Below are 15642 nucleotides of genomic sequence, written 5' to 3' on the forward strand. Positions count from 1 at the left end.
CGGTTTCTTTTCAAGTGCTCGCACAACCGTCGGCCGCGTTCACCCGTCTTGCATGCGGGGCACAGCCGTGACGGCTGCGTGAACCCGTCCGGACCTGAAGGGGAACTTGGGATGACCGCCCAGGATTCCGAACACCGAACGGAGCGTTGATGAAGATCTCCTTCCTCATCCACACCATCTATGGCATCGGCGGCACCATCCGCACCACGCTCAACCTCGCGGAGGAGTTCGCCGACCAGCATGAGGTGGAGATCGTCTCGGTCTTCAGGCACCGGCCCGTCCCGCTCTTCGACGTCGACCCGCGCATCACGCTCGTCCCGCTCATCCACACCTGGAAGGAGTCCCCGGCGTACGAGAAGGACCACCCGCTCCATCTCCAGCCCGCCGAGTACTTCCCCCGGAACGAGGCGCGCTACCGCGAGTACAGCAAGCTGACCGACGAGCGGGTCAGGGACCACTACGCGGATTCGGACGCCGACGTCGTCATCGGCACCAGACCCGGACTCGCCGCGTACGTCGCCCAGTTCGCCCCGGCGAGCGCCGTGCTCATCGGCCAGGAGCACATGACGTACAACCACCACAAGCCCGCGCTGCGCAACGAGATGTACCAGCACATCGACGCGCTCGACGCGTACGTCACCGTCTCCGAGGGCGACGCCGCCGTCTACCGCGCCAAGATGCCGTTGCCCGCGACCCGCGTGCTCGCCATCTCCAACAGCGTTCCCGAGCCGTCGATCCAGCCGTCCACGGGCTCGGGCACGACGGTCGTCGCCGCAGGGCGGCTGTCCGCCGAGAAGCAGTACAGCGTGCTGGTCGACGCGTTCGCCAAGGTCGTCGCCGTACGCCCCGAGTGGGACCTGCGGATCTACGGCGGCGGCCCGGAGAAGGAGAACCTGCGCCGGCAGATCGACCGGCTCGGCCTCTACAACAGCGTGCGGCTCATGGGCTCCGTCTCGCCCATCGAGCCCGAGTGGGCGAAGGGCGCCATCGCCGCGTCCACCTCGCGTCACGAGTCCTTCGGTATGACCCTCGTGGAGGCGATGCGCTGCGGCCTGCCCGTCGTCAGCAGCGACTGCGACTACGGCCCCCGGGAAATCCTCCAGCCCGGTGTGGACGGCCTGTTGGTGCCCGTCTCCGACCCCGGCGCGGTCGCCGACGCGCTGCTCAAACTGATCGACGACGAGCCGCTGCGCCGCAGGATGAGCACGGCGGCCGTACGGAACGCCTCACGGTTCGATCCGAGCCAGGTCGCCAAGAAGTACGAGGAGCTCTTCGGCGAGCTGCGGACCGTCGCCGCCCAGCGCGCGGCCGTGGGCGATTTCATGCCGGTCGCCGACTGTGTGGTGGAGTCCGGCGGCGCGCTCGCCTTCTCGCTCGTCGCGCCGCAGGCGGCGGCCGTCGTCCACGAGGGGCTGAAGCTCGTCTGTGTGCGCGCCGATGTCCGCACCCAGGAGCGCGTCTTCCCGCTGTCCGGCAACGGCTCGGTCACGATTCCGGCGGACGCGGAGTTCAGCGAGGGTGTCTGGGAGTGCTTCGCCGAACTCCCTGAATCCGGGCGGCGGGTACGGATCGCCGCGCGCTCCATCGACCAGCGCGGTGCGATGAGCGCTAGCGAACGTGCGCGGCACGGTGAGCCCGTCCACAATCTTGTCCCGTACGCGACACGGCCCCAGAAACATCTCGCGCTCCGCGCCTGGGTCCGGCCGGTCCACGCGGAGGCCGGTGACATCCGTGTCGACGGCAAACGGATCACGGTCGTGGGCGAGTTGCTGGGCGCGGGCACGATGGCGCAGGAGCCTTCGCTGGTGGTACGCCGACGGAGCAAGCCCGCCGTGGAGTTGACGTACGCGGGCAGCCGGGAGGGGGAGCGCGGATTCCGCTTCACCTTCCCCGCTTCGGGACCGGCCGGACGCCAGGTGGCCAGGTCGGAGTCGTGGGACCTGCTGCTCAAGTACGCTCCGGACGCCGCGCCGGTGAAGGTCGCGCGGGTGCTCGACGACGTCGTGGAGAAGCGGCCGATCTACGAATACCCGGTCACGGAAGTCCGTAAGAGGAGGCCGTGGGGACCGGTGCGCCGAGTGGTCCGTAAACTGAGGAGCCGGCCGGCCCAGTGGGTGCGGGTGCGGATCATGTACATGGGGACCAACGACCTCATCGTCAACGTGGCGGACGCTCCGCAGAAATAGCGTGGTAATCGCGGAAGCCGCTCACGCGCGGCGGAATTCGCTTACGTAGCGCTTATATGGCGGTCGGACCGAGGTCGGATCGCGGATGGACCGAGTTCGGGAAATCGCGGACGCGAAGTAAAGGTCCGGTGCAGGTAACTGCCTGGTGGTCGTGGTGATGTGGTGTCGGTCACGCCGCAGTTGGCCGGGCTCGGTCCCAATCTGGCTGGCCAGAGGGTGAACAGATGGTTTCCTGTAGGTGAGGGGCATCCGGCGTCCGCCTTGCGAGACGGTCACGGAGAGTGCGACCATCACAGCGTCCCCCACTCGTCTCAAGGTAGGTCGTTCTGTGTCTGTGCCGCATGCAGCCCATCCCCGTACCACGGCAGTCGTGCTCGCCGGTGGTACCGGCCAGCGCGTGGGCCTGTCGATCCCCAAGCAGCTGCTGAAGATCGCGGGGAAGGCTGTCATCGAGCACACGCTGTCGATCTTCGAGCAGTCGGACTCGATCGACGATGTGATCGTGCTGATGGCACCGGGTTTCGTGCCCGACGTGGAGAAGATCGTCGCCAAGGCCGGCCTCACCAAGGTGACCAAGGTCATCGAGGGCGGCCAGACCCGCAACGAGACGACGGAGCGGGCCATTTCGGCGCTGGGCGAGGGGCTCGCCGAGGGGGAGGACCGCAACGTCCTGTTCCATGACGCGGTGCGTCCGCTTCTGTCACAGCGCGTCATCAAGGACTGTGTGGACGCGCTCGGCCGCTATCAGGCCGTCGACGTCGCCATCCCGTCCGCCGACACCATCATCGTGACCCGCACGCACGGCGGTGACGGCGAGTTCATCACCGACGTCCCCGACCGCTCGCGCCTGCGGCGCGGCCAGACGCCGCAGGCGTTCAAGCTCTCCACGATCCGCAAGGCGTACGAGATCGCGGCGGGCGACCCCAACTTCCAGGCCACCGACGACTGTTCGGTGGTCCTGCGCTATCTGCCCGACGTGCCGATCTACGTCGTCGCGGGTGACGAGTACAACATGAAGGTGACCCAGCCGGTCGACGTCTTCATCGCCGACAAGCTGTTCCAGCTCGCCTCCACCGCGGCCCCCGTGCAGGCGGACGAGGCGGCCTACCGCGAACTGCTCTCCGGCAAGACGCTGGTGGTGTTCGGCGGTTCGTACGGCATCGGTGCGGACATCGCGGCCCTCGCCGAGCGGTACGGGGCGAAGGTGTACGCGCTGGGCCGCTCCACCACCGGCACCCATGTCGAGAACCCGGAGCATGTCGACGACGCGCTGTCGAAGGCGTACTCGGCGACGGGCCGGATCGACTACGTCATCAACACGGCGGGTGTCCTGCGCATCGGCAAACTCGCCGAGACGGACAACACGACGATCCAGGAAGCGCTGAACGTCAATTATCTGGCGCCTGTCCAGATCGCCCGCGCTTCGTACAAGTATCTGGCCGAGACCCAGGGCCAGCTGCTCCTCTACACGTCGAGCAGCTACACCCGGGGCCGCGCCGAATACAGCCTCTATTCGTCCACGAAGGCGGCCATGGTGAATCTCACCCAGGCTCTCTCGGACGAATGGGCGGGGGACGGCATCCGGGTGAATTGCGTCAATCCGGAGCGCACCGCGACGCCGATGCGCACCAAGGCGTTCGGTACCGAGCCCGCCGGCTCGCTGCTCTCGTCGGAGGCCGTGGCCCGTACGTCGCTGGACGTTCTGCTCTCCGAGCTGACAGGTCATGTGATCGACGTCAGGCAGCAGGACCCGACCCGGGAGGCGTCTTCCGAGGCGTCGGGATTCGAGCAGGCGCTGGCCTCCGTTCTTGACCGCCAGGAAGATGTGTAATAATTCACCATAAGTTTGCATTAAACGGGCCTTTGCGGTCGCCATTCGGCGAATTGCAGAGGCCCGTGTGCGTGAAGCCCCGACTTCACAATTCCCGCCAACTGTGAAATAACCGGCACCCTCTCCTGGAGCAGGTTCTTCGTGATTTCGACCGCAATTCGCCTGGCCCGTGTGGGCAGCCGCGCCGAGCTGGCCGCGGCGGCCCTGCTGGGGCTGGGATACCCGTGCGTCATGCTCGCAGCGCTGATCCCGAACCTCTGGTTCTTCGCGGCGGCCTGCGCCGTGACCTACGGCGCGGACCGATATCTGCACCAGCGGAACAGCTATCTGGTCAACCGGCTCAACAAGGTCCGGGCCGGTCTGTCGATCCGCTTCCTGGTGCGCCAGTTGCTGCTCGTGCTGCTGCTGGCCCGGATGGGCCTGGCCGAGCAGCCCCTGTTCTACGCGGCGGTCGCCGGTTTCCTGCTCTTCTACGGCGTCCAGGCACCGCAGGGCGCGCTGGCGACACTGATCCGGCTGCGCCGCGGCATGCCGGTCGTCGCCCGCAACGTGGACCTGCACGCCCTGCGCATCCCGGACGCCCCGCCGAACTACCTGGTCAACCGCTCCGCCGAGAAGATGCTCCACCTCGACGTGTTCGCGATGGCCGGTCTGCTGGCCGCCGCCGAGTCAGGCACGGACGCGTACGGGTACGCGGGACTCGGCATCACCCTCGGGCTGGGCCTGGGCTACCTCCTGCTGCTCGTGCCCTACCTGCGCCGCAGCCGCCGCGTGCCGCAGCCGCCGATCGTGCTCGGCGCGGTCGACAACTGGCTGCGGGAGTACCAGCCTTCGGTGGTCCTGTACTTCTCCGGCTCCAAGGAGTCCGCGTACCAGGTCAACATGTGGCTGGAGACGCTGGAGCAGTCCGAGGGCCGGCCGCTGGTCCTGCTGCGCGAGCGGGCCATCATGACCCAACTCGCCCCGACGTGGCTGCCGGTGCTCTGCGTCCCCGGCGGCACGCACCTGATGAACCTCGACCTGTCGTCGGTCCGGGTCGCGCTCTACGCGGCCAACGTCGGCAAGAACATCCACCTGCTGCGCGTCCCGACCATGAAGCACGTCTTCATCGGCCACGGCGACAGCGACAAGATCGCCAGCGTCAACCCGTTCAGCAAGGTGTACGACGAGGTGTGGACCGCCGGGCGGGCCGGGCGCGACCGTTACGCGCTGGCCGACGTCGGGGTCCGCGACGACGACATCGTCGAGGTGGGCCGGCCGCAGCTCGCGCCCATCAAGACGAGCGCGGGCGCGCCGGGACACCCCGTACCGACGATCCTGTACGCGCCCACGTGGGAGGGCTGGGACGACAACCCCGGTAACACCTCGCTCCTGCTGGCCGGCGAGAACATCGTCAAGGGGCTGCTGAAGGCCGAGAAGCCGGTCCGGGTCATCTACAAGCCGCACCCCTTCACCGGGATCCGCGACAAGAAGGCCAAGGCAGTCCACGACCGGATCACGGCGATGGTGAACGCGGCGAACGCGGCGCGTGCGGCGGAGCCCCGCTGGGCGAAGGAGAGCGCCGACGCGCAGGCCGGACAGGCCGCCGCGCGGGCCGAGTTGACCGGTATCGAGGAGCGCCTCGCCGCGCTCACGGCCCCGGGCCGCGCGGGCGGCGACGAGTCGGAGGAGTCCCGCGTCTCGCTCGCCGACCACGACCGCCTGGACCGGGCGAAGGCGCTGCGGGCGGAGTGGAACGACGCGTACTGGCGGACGTTCGGGTGGTGGGAGCACAAGGTCGTGACGGGCGCCGAGCCCAAGCTGTACGACTGCTTCAACCAGTCCGACGGCATGGTTTCGGACATTTCCAGCGTGGTGTCGGACTTCATCGCGAGCGGCAAGCCGTACGCGGTCACGGACTCGGCGCAGCTGGGTGTGGAGGAGTTCAAGCGGCAGAACACCGCGGTGCGGGCCGCGGTCGTCCTGTCCAACAGCGCGGCGGAACTTGACGAGTTGCTGACGGCGGTCGCGGACCCGACAGCCGACCGGCTGGCGTCGGCGAGGCGCGAGCTGAAGACGTATCTGCTGGGCCCCGACGAGCCGACGTCGATCGAACAGTTCAACGCCGCGGTGTCCGCGCTGGGCGCCAAGGCGGCGGCCCGCAACGCGGGTGTGACCCAGCGTCTGAGCGCCCAGGAGCAGCAGCCGGGCACGGAACCGGAACGCGAACCGTCGGCGGACCCGGAGTCCCCCGCGGCGGAACCGGCGCCGATCCCGGACCCGAACACCGCGGAAGCACCGGCGGCCCACTGACGCACACGACGCCTACGGCCCGGACGGCCTCCTGAGGGGGGCGGTCCGGGCCGTAGGCGTGACGGGGCGATACGCGCGGCCGCCCGCCGGGGCGACGCCGTACCGGCACCCGTGCCCTACGCGCCCGGCAGACGGCCGAGCCGAGCGGCCCCGCGCGCTGTCCAGCGCGTGAAACGACCGCGCGGTGGTGGTGGGCGCTGGCATAGGTTCGGGGCGTGACAGTGGCAAGGCAGCACGTAACGGAAGCCCGCAGGATCGTCGTCAAGGTTGGGTCGTCCTCGCTCACCACCGCCTCCGGTGGGCTCGACGCCGATCGGGTCGACGCCCTCGTCGACGTACTCGCCAAGGCCCGCAGCGGCGGCGAGAAGGAGATCGTTCTCGTCTCCAGCGGCGCCATCGCCGCCGGGCTCGCCCCGCTCGGCCTCGCCCGCCGGCCCCGGGACCTCGCCCGCCAGCAGGCGGCGGCCAGCGTCGGGCAGGGGCTGCTCGTCGCGCGCTACGCCTCGTCCTTCTCGCGTTACGGACTGCGCGTCGGCCAGGTCCTGCTCACCACCGACGACACCAGCCGCCGCTCCCACTACCGCAACGCCTACCGCACCCTCGACCAGCTGCTCACCATGGGCACCGTCCCGGTCGTCAACGAGAACGACACCGTCGCCACCGAGGAGATCCGCTTCGGCGACAACGACCGGCTGGCCGCGCTCGTCGCACACCTCGTCCGCGCCGATCTGCTCGTCCTGCTCTCCGACGTCGACGGCCTGTACGACGGCGACCCCAGCAAGCCGGGCAGCTCACGGATCGAGCGCGTCGACGGCCCCGCCGATCTGGTCGGCGTCTCCATGGGCAGCGCGGGCAAGGCGGGGCTCGGTACCGGCGGCATGGTCACGAAGGTCGAGGCGGCCAGGATCGCCGCCGCCGCCGGCATCCCCGTCGTACTGACGTCGGCCGGCCGCGCGGGCGACGCCCTCGCCGGCCGCGACACGGGTACGTACTTCGGCCGAACCGGCCGCCGGTCCGCCGACCGGCTCCTCTGGCTCGCCCACGCGTCGACCCCGCAGGGCGCGCTGACCCTCGACGACGGCGCCGTACGGGCCGTCGTCGAGCGCCGCACCTCGCTGCTGCCCGCCGGAATCGCCGCGGTGGAAGGGGAGTTCAGCGCGGGGGACCCGGTCGAACTGCGTGACACGGCGGGCCGGGCCGTGGCCCGCGGTCTCGTCAACTTCGACGCCAAGGAGATCCCTCAGCTCCTCGGCCGCTCCACCCGGGATCTGGCGCGCGAACTGGGACCCGCGTACGAGCGGGAGGTCGTACACAGGGACGATCTGGTCATCCTGCATCCTTGACGTACGCCTGAAACGGCTGAAAGTCCGGTTTTTTGGAAGGGACCTTTACCGAAACCACCCCATGCCCCGCCCAGGGCTGGTCAACTTTGTCTCAGGGGTTAGAGGCGGGGTAGCAGTACGACGAAGCAGCAACAGGAGGCCGCCGGTGAGACGAACGCGCCCGGGGGCGGGGTCCCTCGGGTCAGGAGGAGGCACCTTGCACGCCCGGAGGGCCGCGGGGGAAGAACGGACGCTGACCAGCGTCGGAGCCGGGGCGGACTTCGACGACTTCGACGACGTGGAGGATCCGGGCACGTCCCGGCAGACCCAGTCGCGCCGCGGTGAGGACCGCGCGGTGTCGAAGCTGTGGCACATCACGCTCAGCGTGTCGGGTTCGCAGGCGCCGCTCACCGAGGTCAGACGGGGCCTCGAACAGCTCGCCCACGACCATCCGTTCCTGCTGACCAGCAGATACGCCAACGACCACGCGGAGATCCGCTACTGGGAAGAGGCCAGGGATCTGCACGACGCCGCGGCGGTCGCGCTACGGCTCTGGGGCGAGCACCGGTCGAGCGCCAAGCTCCCGCCCTGGGAGATCGTCGGCCTGGAGGTCATCGACCGCGAGACGTACCACCTGCGGATCGCGGAGGGCTACGGTCCGCCGCCGGCGGCGCCGGTGGGCGTCCACCCGTTCTGACGGCAAGGACAACAGCAAGGGCGACGGCGGGGCGAGGGCAGGGGCGACGGCCGGGGCCGCCCTACACGGTGAAGGCCGCGGCCGTCTCGCAGTACGGGATACGGGGGAAGTGCCCGCAGCGCGCGCATTACTCTGCGGGCATGACCTCGCTCTCGCCGTACGACAACCTGACACCGGTCACCAGGACCGCCTACCGCGCCCGCTCCGCAGCCGCCGATCTCGCCCCACTGCCGCGCTCGGTCAAGGACGACGCACTGCTGGCGATCGCCGACGCTCTTGAGGTCCGTACGCAGGAGATCATCAAGGCGAACGGTGAGGACATCGCGCGTGCCAGGGAAGCGGGCACCAGCGAGGCGATCATCGACCGGCTGACCCTCACGCCCGAGCGCGTGCGGGCCATCGCCGCCGACGTACGGGACGTGGCCGCGCTGCCCGACCCGGTCGGCGAGGTCGTGCGCGGCTCGACGCTGCCCAACGGGATCGACCTGCGCCAGGTCCGGGTCCCGCTCGGCGTCGTCGGGATCATCTACGAGGCCCGCCCCAACGTCACCGTGGACGCCGCGGCGCTCTGTCTGAAGTCCGGCAACGCCGTGCTGCTGCGCGGCTCGTCCTCCGCGTACGCCTCCAACACCGCGCTCGTGCGCGTGCTGCGCGACGCCGTCGGCGGGGCCGGGCTGCCGGCCGACGCCGTCCAGCTCGTGCCCGGTGAGAGCCGTGACTCCGTACGTGAACTGATGCGCGCCCGCGGCCTGGTCGACGTCCTGATCCCGCGCGGCGGCGCCTCACTGATCCGTACGGTCGTCGAGGAGTCCACCGTCCCCGTCATCGAGACCGGCACCGGCAACTGCCATGTCTACGTGGACGCCGAGACCGATCTCGACATGGCCGTCGACATCCTCATCAACTCCAAGGCCCAGCGCCCCAGCGTCTGCAACGCCGCCGAGACGCTCCTGGTCCACCAGGACATCGCCGCCGCGTTCCTGCCGCGCGCGCTGGACGCGCTCGCCGCCGCCGGGGTCACCGTCCACGCGGACGAGCGGGTGCTGGAGTACGCGCAGACGGCGGGCGGCACCGAGGCCACCGTCGTGGCGGCGACCGCCGAGGACTGGGAGACCGAGTACCTGTCGTACGACATCGCCGCTGCCGTGGTCGACTCGCTGGAGAGCGCCGTCGCGCACATCCGGCTCTGGTCCTCCGGGCACACCGAGGCCATCGTCACCACCTCACAGGCGGCGGCCCGCCGTTTCACCCAGTTGGTCGACTCCACGACCGTCGCCGTCAACGTGTCGACGCGGTTCACCGACGGCGGCCAGTTCGGCTTCGGCGCCGAGATCGGCATCTCCACGCAGAAGCTGCACGCGCGCGGCCCGATGGGGCTGCCCGAGCTGACCTCGACCAAGTACATCGTGACCGGCGACGGTCACACACGGTAGCCGGGAGGGGAATCCCGGGGAATCTGCACGGTCTCTGCCGAAAACGTCCTCCCCGGTCTACTCTGAGAAGGTGCCGGACGACGTGGGGGGCAAGCCGTTCCCGGACGGCTGGGAGCCTGACGACGACCGCGGAGGCGCGGACGAGGACTTCGCCTCCGTGGTGTTCGACGAGGAATTCATCCGGTCCGCACCCATTCATGAACCGACCGCCGTGGAGCGGCTGCTGGCCGCCGCGCAGGCGCGCGCGGACGCCGAGGCGGCCCGCGCCCGGCCCTACGGCGGCCCGCCGGACGACGAGCGTTACGAGGACGGCTACGGCCCGTCGGGCGAGTACGCCGACGAGCGGCTGTACGGCGGCGCGTACGACCCGGACGACCCCGACGGCGACTTCGGCCCGTACGGCCGCCACGGCGGCTCTCTGCGTCCCTACCGTGGCCGCGCCCGCTGGCACCGGCCCGTCGCCTGGGTCCTCGCCGTCGTGATGGGCATCGGGATGGTCGCTCTCGCGTTCACGGCCGTCTACCGCGGGGCGTCGGGCAACCGTCAGGACCGGGTGCCGCCGCCCGCCACGACCGGCGTCGACGCGTCGCGCGGCGGAGACGGGCCCACGACCTCGACGGAGTATTCGGTCCCCAAGGTCTCGGCCGTGCCGCGCAGCACGCCCTGAATCGCCTTCGGCGCCCCCGGAAGCCTCGCGCGTACCCCGAAAAGCGCTCTCCGACGCCCCCCGACCCATGTCGTTCTTGGGGACGGCGTCCGAGTTTATGTTCGGCCGAGCCGACCTAACCTGAAGGTATGGCAGGGCGCGGAGACCCACCCGAGGGCACGCCTGAGGGAACCCCCGGCGGTGGCGAGGACGAATTCCGATCCGTCGTCTTCGACGAATCGTTCGTCCGTGCTGCCCGGCTCCAGGAGTTCTCAGCCCGGGAGCGGATGGGCGACAACTCCCATGCCGTACGCCGACGCGCCCCCGCCGAGAGGTCCCGCGCCGGCTCGCTGACTCCCCGCAGGGGATCGGTCCAGGCGCTGCTGCTGGTGCTGGTGGTCGCCGTGGCCTTCGGCACCGCCGTCTATGTGGGTGTACGGCCCCCGTACCGGCCGCCGTTCACCCGGTCGGCGGAACCGCTGCGTATGACGGTCATCCCGCTCGCCCCCGCCGGAGAGGTGCCGGGCGACGACCCCAAGAGTCTGCTGCGGCGCAGTCCCGCCGCGGAGTTCGGCACGGGTGCCTCCGGCATCCCACTGCCGCTGGCGCGCCGCACACCGCACTTCACGGAGAACGAGGTGATGGCCGCGCTGGCCACCGCCAAGGACTATCTCGTGGCCTCGTCCCTCGACCCGGACGTCCTCACCGGCACGCAGCGGCGCTCGGTGCGGATGATGCTGGACCCGGGGCAGCTCGCCCAGTTCGACCAGACCTTCGCCGAGCCCGCCGACGACGGCAGACACGCTCCCGCGGGCTGGCTGGTGCGTTTCGACCCTTCGAGGGTGGCGCTCGCCGAGTCGGCCGTCCGGGTCAGGGGCACGCTGCGGTTCGCGGAGTCGGCGCCCGGCACGATCGACGTGCTCTCGGACCACACCTTCGTCTACGCGCTGAAACCGGCCGGGAAGCCGGCGCGGGAGGACGCGTCGCTCTTCACCGTCCGGCGGACCCTGCACTTCCGGCTCGACCGCGAGGACCTGCCCCGGCATCAGGCCGAGTTGGTGACCAGTGAGATACAGGCAGGACCGCAGGCCTGCTCGAAAGAGCCCCCGACCACCCTGAGGCCCCTGCTGGCCGGGGCCAGGGCGACGCCCGCAGGACCGGCGGGCACCGATCCGTACGTGAAGGGACCGCCTTCCGCCGGGCTGTGCGGCGTCCTCGACAACAACGCACAGCCCCGCGGCTGATCCCTGTCCGGGCGCCGGCGGCCCGGACGCTTCCCGTCGCCTACTTCCCGTCGCCTACTTCCCGTCGCCTACTTCCCGTCGTCGGCGGGCTTGGCGCCGTTGCCGTTGGCACTGTCGCCGCCGCTGCTTCCGCTGCCGCCGCCCGCGTTGCCCGACGAGCCGCCCGTGAACCTGTCCCGGAGCTTGCCGCCGAGGTCCCCCGCGCCGCCGGCGATGTCGCCGACCAGCTTCATCAGCGGGTCCTTGCTGGTGCGGACCGAGTCCGCGTAGTGCGAGGCGGAGTCACGGATCGAGTCGCTGACGGACGTGTCCTTGTCCTCCGTACGACGTGGGTAGTGCCCGTCCATGATCCGCTGGAAGTCGCGGCTCTCGCCCCACTTCTTCAGCTCGGCGGCGCGCACCGTCGTGAACGGGTGCGTACGCGGCAGCACGTTCAGGATCTTGAGCACGGAGTCCCGCAGATCGCCCGCCTCCTCGTACTCCCGCGCCTGCTCCAGGAACGCGTCGACGTTCATCTCGTGCAGATGATTGCCGCCCGCGATCTTCATCAGGCCGCGCATCGACGCCTGGGGGTCCTGGCCGACCAGCAGCCCCGCCCGGTCCGCGGACAGCTCCGACTTGCGGAACCACTCGCGCAGCGCCGACACGATCGCCATGATCGCGACATTGCCGAGCGGGATCCAGGCGACCTTGAGCGCGATGTTCGTGAGGAACAGCAGTATCGTCCGGTAGACGGAGTGCCCGGACAGCGCGTGGCCCACCTCGTGGCCGACGACCGCCCGCATCTCCTCCTCGTCCAGCAGCTCGACGAGACCCGTGTTGATCACGATGATCGGCTCGTCGAGACCGATGCACATGGCGTTCGGCGTCGGGTTCTGCGCGACGTACATCGTGGGGACCTTCTCCAGGTCCAGGATGTAACAGGCGTCCAGCAGCATCGTGTGCAGATGCGCGAACTGCACGTCGCTGACGCGCACCGAGTCGGAGAGGAAGAGCAGCCGCAGGCTGCGCTCCGGCAGCAGGCCGCTCATCGCCTTGAAGACCGTGTCGAAACCGCTCAGCTTGCGCAGCGCGACCAGGGCGGAGCGGTCCGCGGGATGTTCGTACGCCCGTGAGGAGATACCGGGGAATCGCTTGCGCTGCCTGCTCGGCACGTTCTCGCGACTGGCTGCGTCGTGGCTGTCTTCGGTCATTGAATTCCCCTGTCCGTACGAGTCACCGGCTCGTCCCCCTGCCGGACCCCACCGTATGCGCTGCGACTACGGTTGTGCGGGGCCGCTGCGCGCCGTCGTCGACTTCAACGTCCGAGTCGGCGTGAGGGTGCCCGACGGGCCCGCATACGATGTGCGCGAAGTCTCCGCTCCCGATCGAATAGGTCCTGCCGAAGATGAGCCTCTACAGCACCGCAGCCAGCATGGTCACCGTCGCCGCCGAGGGCAGCGAGCACGGAGGCAGCCACGAGAGCCTCAGCGCGTACCTCATCGGTGGCGGCGCGCTGTTCGCGCTGCTTCTGGCGCTGTGGATCACCACCCGCTTCAACCGCGACCGCTGAGACGGGGCCGTTACGCCGTGCCAGTAGGCTCCGCAGGCATGGGAAATCAGGCAGCGCCGGTGGGCGCGGGACAGAACGGCAGACGCCGTCTCGGGGTGATGGGCGGGACGTTCGACCCGATCCACCACGGGCACCTGGTGGCGGCCAGCGAGGTGGCCGCGCTGTTCAACCTCGACGAGGTGGTGTTCGTACCGACGGGACAGCCGTGGCAGAAGAGCCACTCGGCGGTCTCGCCGGCGGAGGACCGGTATCTGATGACGGTCATCGCGACGGCTTCCAACCCGCAGTTCTCGGTCAGCCGTATCGACATCGACCGTGGCGGCAAGACCTACACCACCGATACGCTGCGGGACCTGCACTCCCTGCACGGCGACGCGGATCTCTTCTTCATCACCGGCGCTGACGCGCTGTCCCAGATCCTCAGCTGGCGGGACGCCGAAGAGCTGTTCGCGCTGGCCCACTTCATCGGTGTCACCCGCCCCGGACACGATCTGACGGACGACGGACTGCCCAAGGGCGGCGTCTCGTTGGTGGAGGTTCCCGCGCTGGCCATCTCGTCGACCGACTGCCGGGCAAGGGTCGCGCAGGGTGATCCGGTCTGGTATCTGGTGCCGGACGGCGTGGTGCGCTACATCGACAAGCGGCAGTTGTACCGCGGCGAATGAGCCACGGAGAGGGGCACCGGTGAACGACCAGCAGCCGTACGACCCGTACGACCCGTACGACCCGTATTACACCCAGCCGCAGATCGTGGGCTACGACGAGTACGGGCAACCGGTGTATCAGCAGCAACAGCAACAGCAGCAAGACGGGCAGCAACAGCAGCCTCAGGGACAGCAGTACGACCCGTACGCGCAGCAACAGCAGCAGTCGCAGCAGCAACAGGGGTACGGCTACGACCCGTACGGCCAACAGCAGGCTCAGGGGCAGCAGTACGACCCGTACGCACAACAGCAACAGGGTTACGGCTACGACACCGGGCAGCAGCCCGCGGCGGTCGACACGACGCAGTGGAACATCCCGCAGCAGCAGCAACAACCGCCGCCACAGCAGCAGTCGGCGCCGGTCGAGGAGCCCGCGCCGGCACCCGCACCCGCCGCCCCGGCCCCCGAGCCCGCCGTGCCGGGCCAGCGGCGGTCCGCGCCCGACGGTGACTACAGGACCGAGCAGTTCTCCTTCATAGAAGAGCCGGACTCCGACTCCGAAGACGTCATCGACTGGCTCAAGTTCACCGAGAGCCGCTCCGAGCGCCGCGAGGAGGCCCGCCGCCGCGGCCGCAGCCGCGTCGTCGCCCTGGTCGTCGTGATGGCGCTGGTGGTCGTCGGCGGCGTCGGCTACCTCTGGTACGCGGGCAAGCTGCCCGGCTTCCCGGCCGACGAGAAGAAGCAGAACACCGCCACCGGCCCGCAGAAGCGCGACGTGATCATGGTGAATCTGCACAACACGAAGGACAAGGCCACCTCCACGGCGCTGCTCGTCAACAACTCCACGACCAAGCAGGGCACCACCGTCCTGCTGCCCAACTCCACTCTCGTCGCGGACGGGGAGACCGGCGCCACCGGCACCCTCGCCAAGTCCGTCGCCGACAGCGGCTCCCAGAGCACCCGCGAGTCCGTCGACACCCTCCTCGGTACCAAGATCTCCGGCACCTGGCGGCTGGACACCCCCTATCTGGAGAATCTCGTCGAGCTGGTCGGCAACATCGACATCACCACGAACGTCGAGGTCCCGGCCGCCAAGAAGGGCGAGGACCCGCTGGTCACCAAGGGCGAGGAACAGACGCTGAACGGGCAGGCGGCCGTCGCGTACGCCACCTTCCTGGGACCGGACGAGCCCGAGGTGAAACAGCTGGAGCGGTTCGGCGCGGTCATGCAGGGCGTCCTGCGGAAGATCTCGGACGACCCGAAGGGCGCGACGATCACCGTCGAGACACTGGCGCAGATCCTCGAACCCCCGATGACCGAGCAGGACCTGGGCGCGGCGCTCGCGAGTCTCGCGGGCCACGCCAAGGTCGGCGACTACAAGACGACGGTCCTGCCGGTGGGCGGGGACGGCTCCCTCGGTACGGAGGCGACCGACACCGTCGTCAAGGACGTCCTCGGCGGCACCGTCAGCGCTCCCGAGGAAGGCGCGGCTCTGCGGGTCGGTGTGAAGAACGCCACGGGCGACAAGGCGGACACGGACGCCGCCCGGGTCTCGATCATCAACGGCGGCTACACCTTCGTCGACGGCGGTACGGTCGATCCGGCCCAGGCGTCGCAGGTCACCTACGGTGACGCGAAGAACAAGGCGCAGGCGGAAGAGGTCGCCAAGACGCTCGGTCTGCCGGTGAGCGCGGTCAAGAAGGACAAGGCCCCGCCGAACGCGGATGTCCTGGTCACTCTCGGCGGAAACTACGAAAGCAGCTGATCAAAAAGCTGCGTCGGCTTGTCGGCGGTC

At 69.6% G+C, this 15642-nt stretch carries 12 protein-coding genes; 11 read left to right on the forward strand and 1 reads right to left on the reverse strand.

Annotation, left to right across the window (positions count from 1 at the left end):
• Positions 1-149: 149 nt before the first annotated feature.
• The 8 genes from OIE74_RS26275 to OIE74_RS26310 all read left to right on the forward strand — a co-directional run bounded on the left by OIE74_RS26275 (position 150) and on the right by OIE74_RS26310 (position 11651).
• Positions 150-2186: a glycosyltransferase family 4 protein gene (locus tag OIE74_RS26275; protein WP_329387756.1), complete on the forward strand. Its 2037-nt coding sequence runs from the start codon at positions 150-152 to the stop codon at positions 2184-2186.
• A gap of 328 nt (positions 2187-2514) precedes the next feature.
• Positions 2515-4017: a bifunctional cytidylyltransferase/SDR family oxidoreductase gene (locus tag OIE74_RS26280; protein WP_329387761.1), complete on the forward strand. Its 1503-nt coding sequence runs from the start codon at positions 2515-2517 to the stop codon at positions 4015-4017.
• Positions 4018-4158: 141 nt separating this feature from the next.
• Complete coding sequence (locus OIE74_RS26285) at positions 4159-6309, forward strand: hypothetical protein (protein ID WP_329387766.1); 2151 nt, start codon at positions 4159-4161, stop codon at positions 6307-6309.
• A gap of 215 nt (positions 6310-6524) precedes the next feature.
• Positions 6525-7652: a glutamate 5-kinase gene (proB, locus tag OIE74_RS26290; protein ID WP_329387769.1), complete on the forward strand. Its 1128-nt coding sequence runs from the start codon at positions 6525-6527 to the stop codon at positions 7650-7652.
• A 145-nt stretch (positions 7653-7797) separates the two neighbouring features.
• A complete protein-coding gene (locus tag OIE74_RS26295; RefSeq protein WP_329387774.1) occupies positions 7798-8328 on the forward strand; it encodes a hypothetical protein in 531 nt (176 codons plus the stop codon).
• Positions 8329-8468: 140 nt separating this feature from the next.
• Complete coding sequence (locus OIE74_RS26300; RefSeq protein ID WP_329387777.1) at positions 8469-9761, forward strand: glutamate-5-semialdehyde dehydrogenase; 1293 nt, start codon at positions 8469-8471, stop codon at positions 9759-9761.
• A 70-nt stretch (positions 9762-9831) separates the two neighbouring features.
• Complete coding sequence (locus OIE74_RS26305; RefSeq protein WP_329387780.1) at positions 9832-10428, forward strand: SCO2584 family spore wall biosynthesis protein; 597 nt, start codon at positions 9832-9834, stop codon at positions 10426-10428.
• Positions 10429-10556: 128 nt separating this feature from the next.
• Positions 10557-11651 (forward strand): SCO2583 family membrane protein, encoded by a 1095-nt coding sequence (locus OIE74_RS26310; protein ID WP_329387783.1) that lies wholly within the window; start codon positions 10557-10559, stop codon positions 11649-11651.
• A 68-nt stretch (positions 11652-11719) separates the two neighbouring features.
• Here OIE74_RS26310 and OIE74_RS26315 read toward each other — a convergent pair whose 3' ends face one another.
• The gene (locus tag OIE74_RS26315; protein WP_329387786.1) at positions 11720-12844 is read right to left on the reverse strand and encodes a M48 family metallopeptidase; all 1125 of its coding nucleotides are present in this window, start codon (positions 12842-12844) and stop codon (positions 11720-11722) included.
• A 194-nt stretch (positions 12845-13038) separates the two neighbouring features.
• Between OIE74_RS26315 and OIE74_RS26320 the strand changes: the two genes are divergently transcribed.
• The 3 genes from OIE74_RS26320 to OIE74_RS26330 are packed head-to-tail and all read left to right on the forward strand — an operon-like array spanning position 13039 to position 15612.
• Positions 13039-13203, forward strand: coding sequence for a hypothetical protein (locus OIE74_RS26320; protein WP_329387790.1), 165 nt, complete (start codon positions 13039-13041; stop codon positions 13201-13203).
• 38 nt (positions 13204-13241) lie between these two features.
• Entirely contained in the window at positions 13242-13868 is a 627-nt protein-coding gene (nadD, locus tag OIE74_RS26325) for a nicotinate-nucleotide adenylyltransferase (protein WP_329387794.1), read from the forward strand.
• A 19-nt stretch (positions 13869-13887) separates the two neighbouring features.
• Entirely contained in the window at positions 13888-15612 is a 1725-nt protein-coding gene (locus OIE74_RS26330; protein ID WP_329387799.1) for an LCP family protein, read from the forward strand.
• The last annotated feature ends 30 nt before the right edge of the window (positions 15613-15642 follow it).

The organism is Streptomyces sp. NBC_01716, from assembly GCF_036248275.1.
Classification (GTDB): Bacteria; Actinomycetota; Actinomycetes; order Streptomycetales; family Streptomycetaceae; genus Streptomyces.

Coding starts and splice junctions, on each gene's coding strand:
- OIE74_RS26275 (WP_329387756.1), top strand. CDS start 150: ATGAAGATCTCCTTCCTCATCCACACCATCTATGGCATCGGCGGCACC.
- OIE74_RS26300 (WP_329387777.1), top strand. CDS start 8,469: ATGACCTCGCTCTCGCCGTACGACAACCTGACACCGGTCACCAGGACC.
- OIE74_RS26310 (WP_329387783.1), top strand. CDS start 10,557: ATGGCAGGGCGCGGAGACCCACCCGAGGGCACGCCTGAGGGAACCCCC.
- OIE74_RS26315 (WP_329387786.1), bottom strand. CDS start 12,844: ATGACCGAAGACAGCCACGACGCAGCCAGTCGCGAGAACGTGCCGAGC.
- OIE74_RS26320 (WP_329387790.1), top strand. CDS start 13,039: ATGAGCCTCTACAGCACCGCAGCCAGCATGGTCACCGTCGCCGCCGAG.
- nadD (WP_329387794.1), top strand. CDS start 13,242: ATGGGAAATCAGGCAGCGCCGGTGGGCGCGGGACAGAACGGCAGACGC.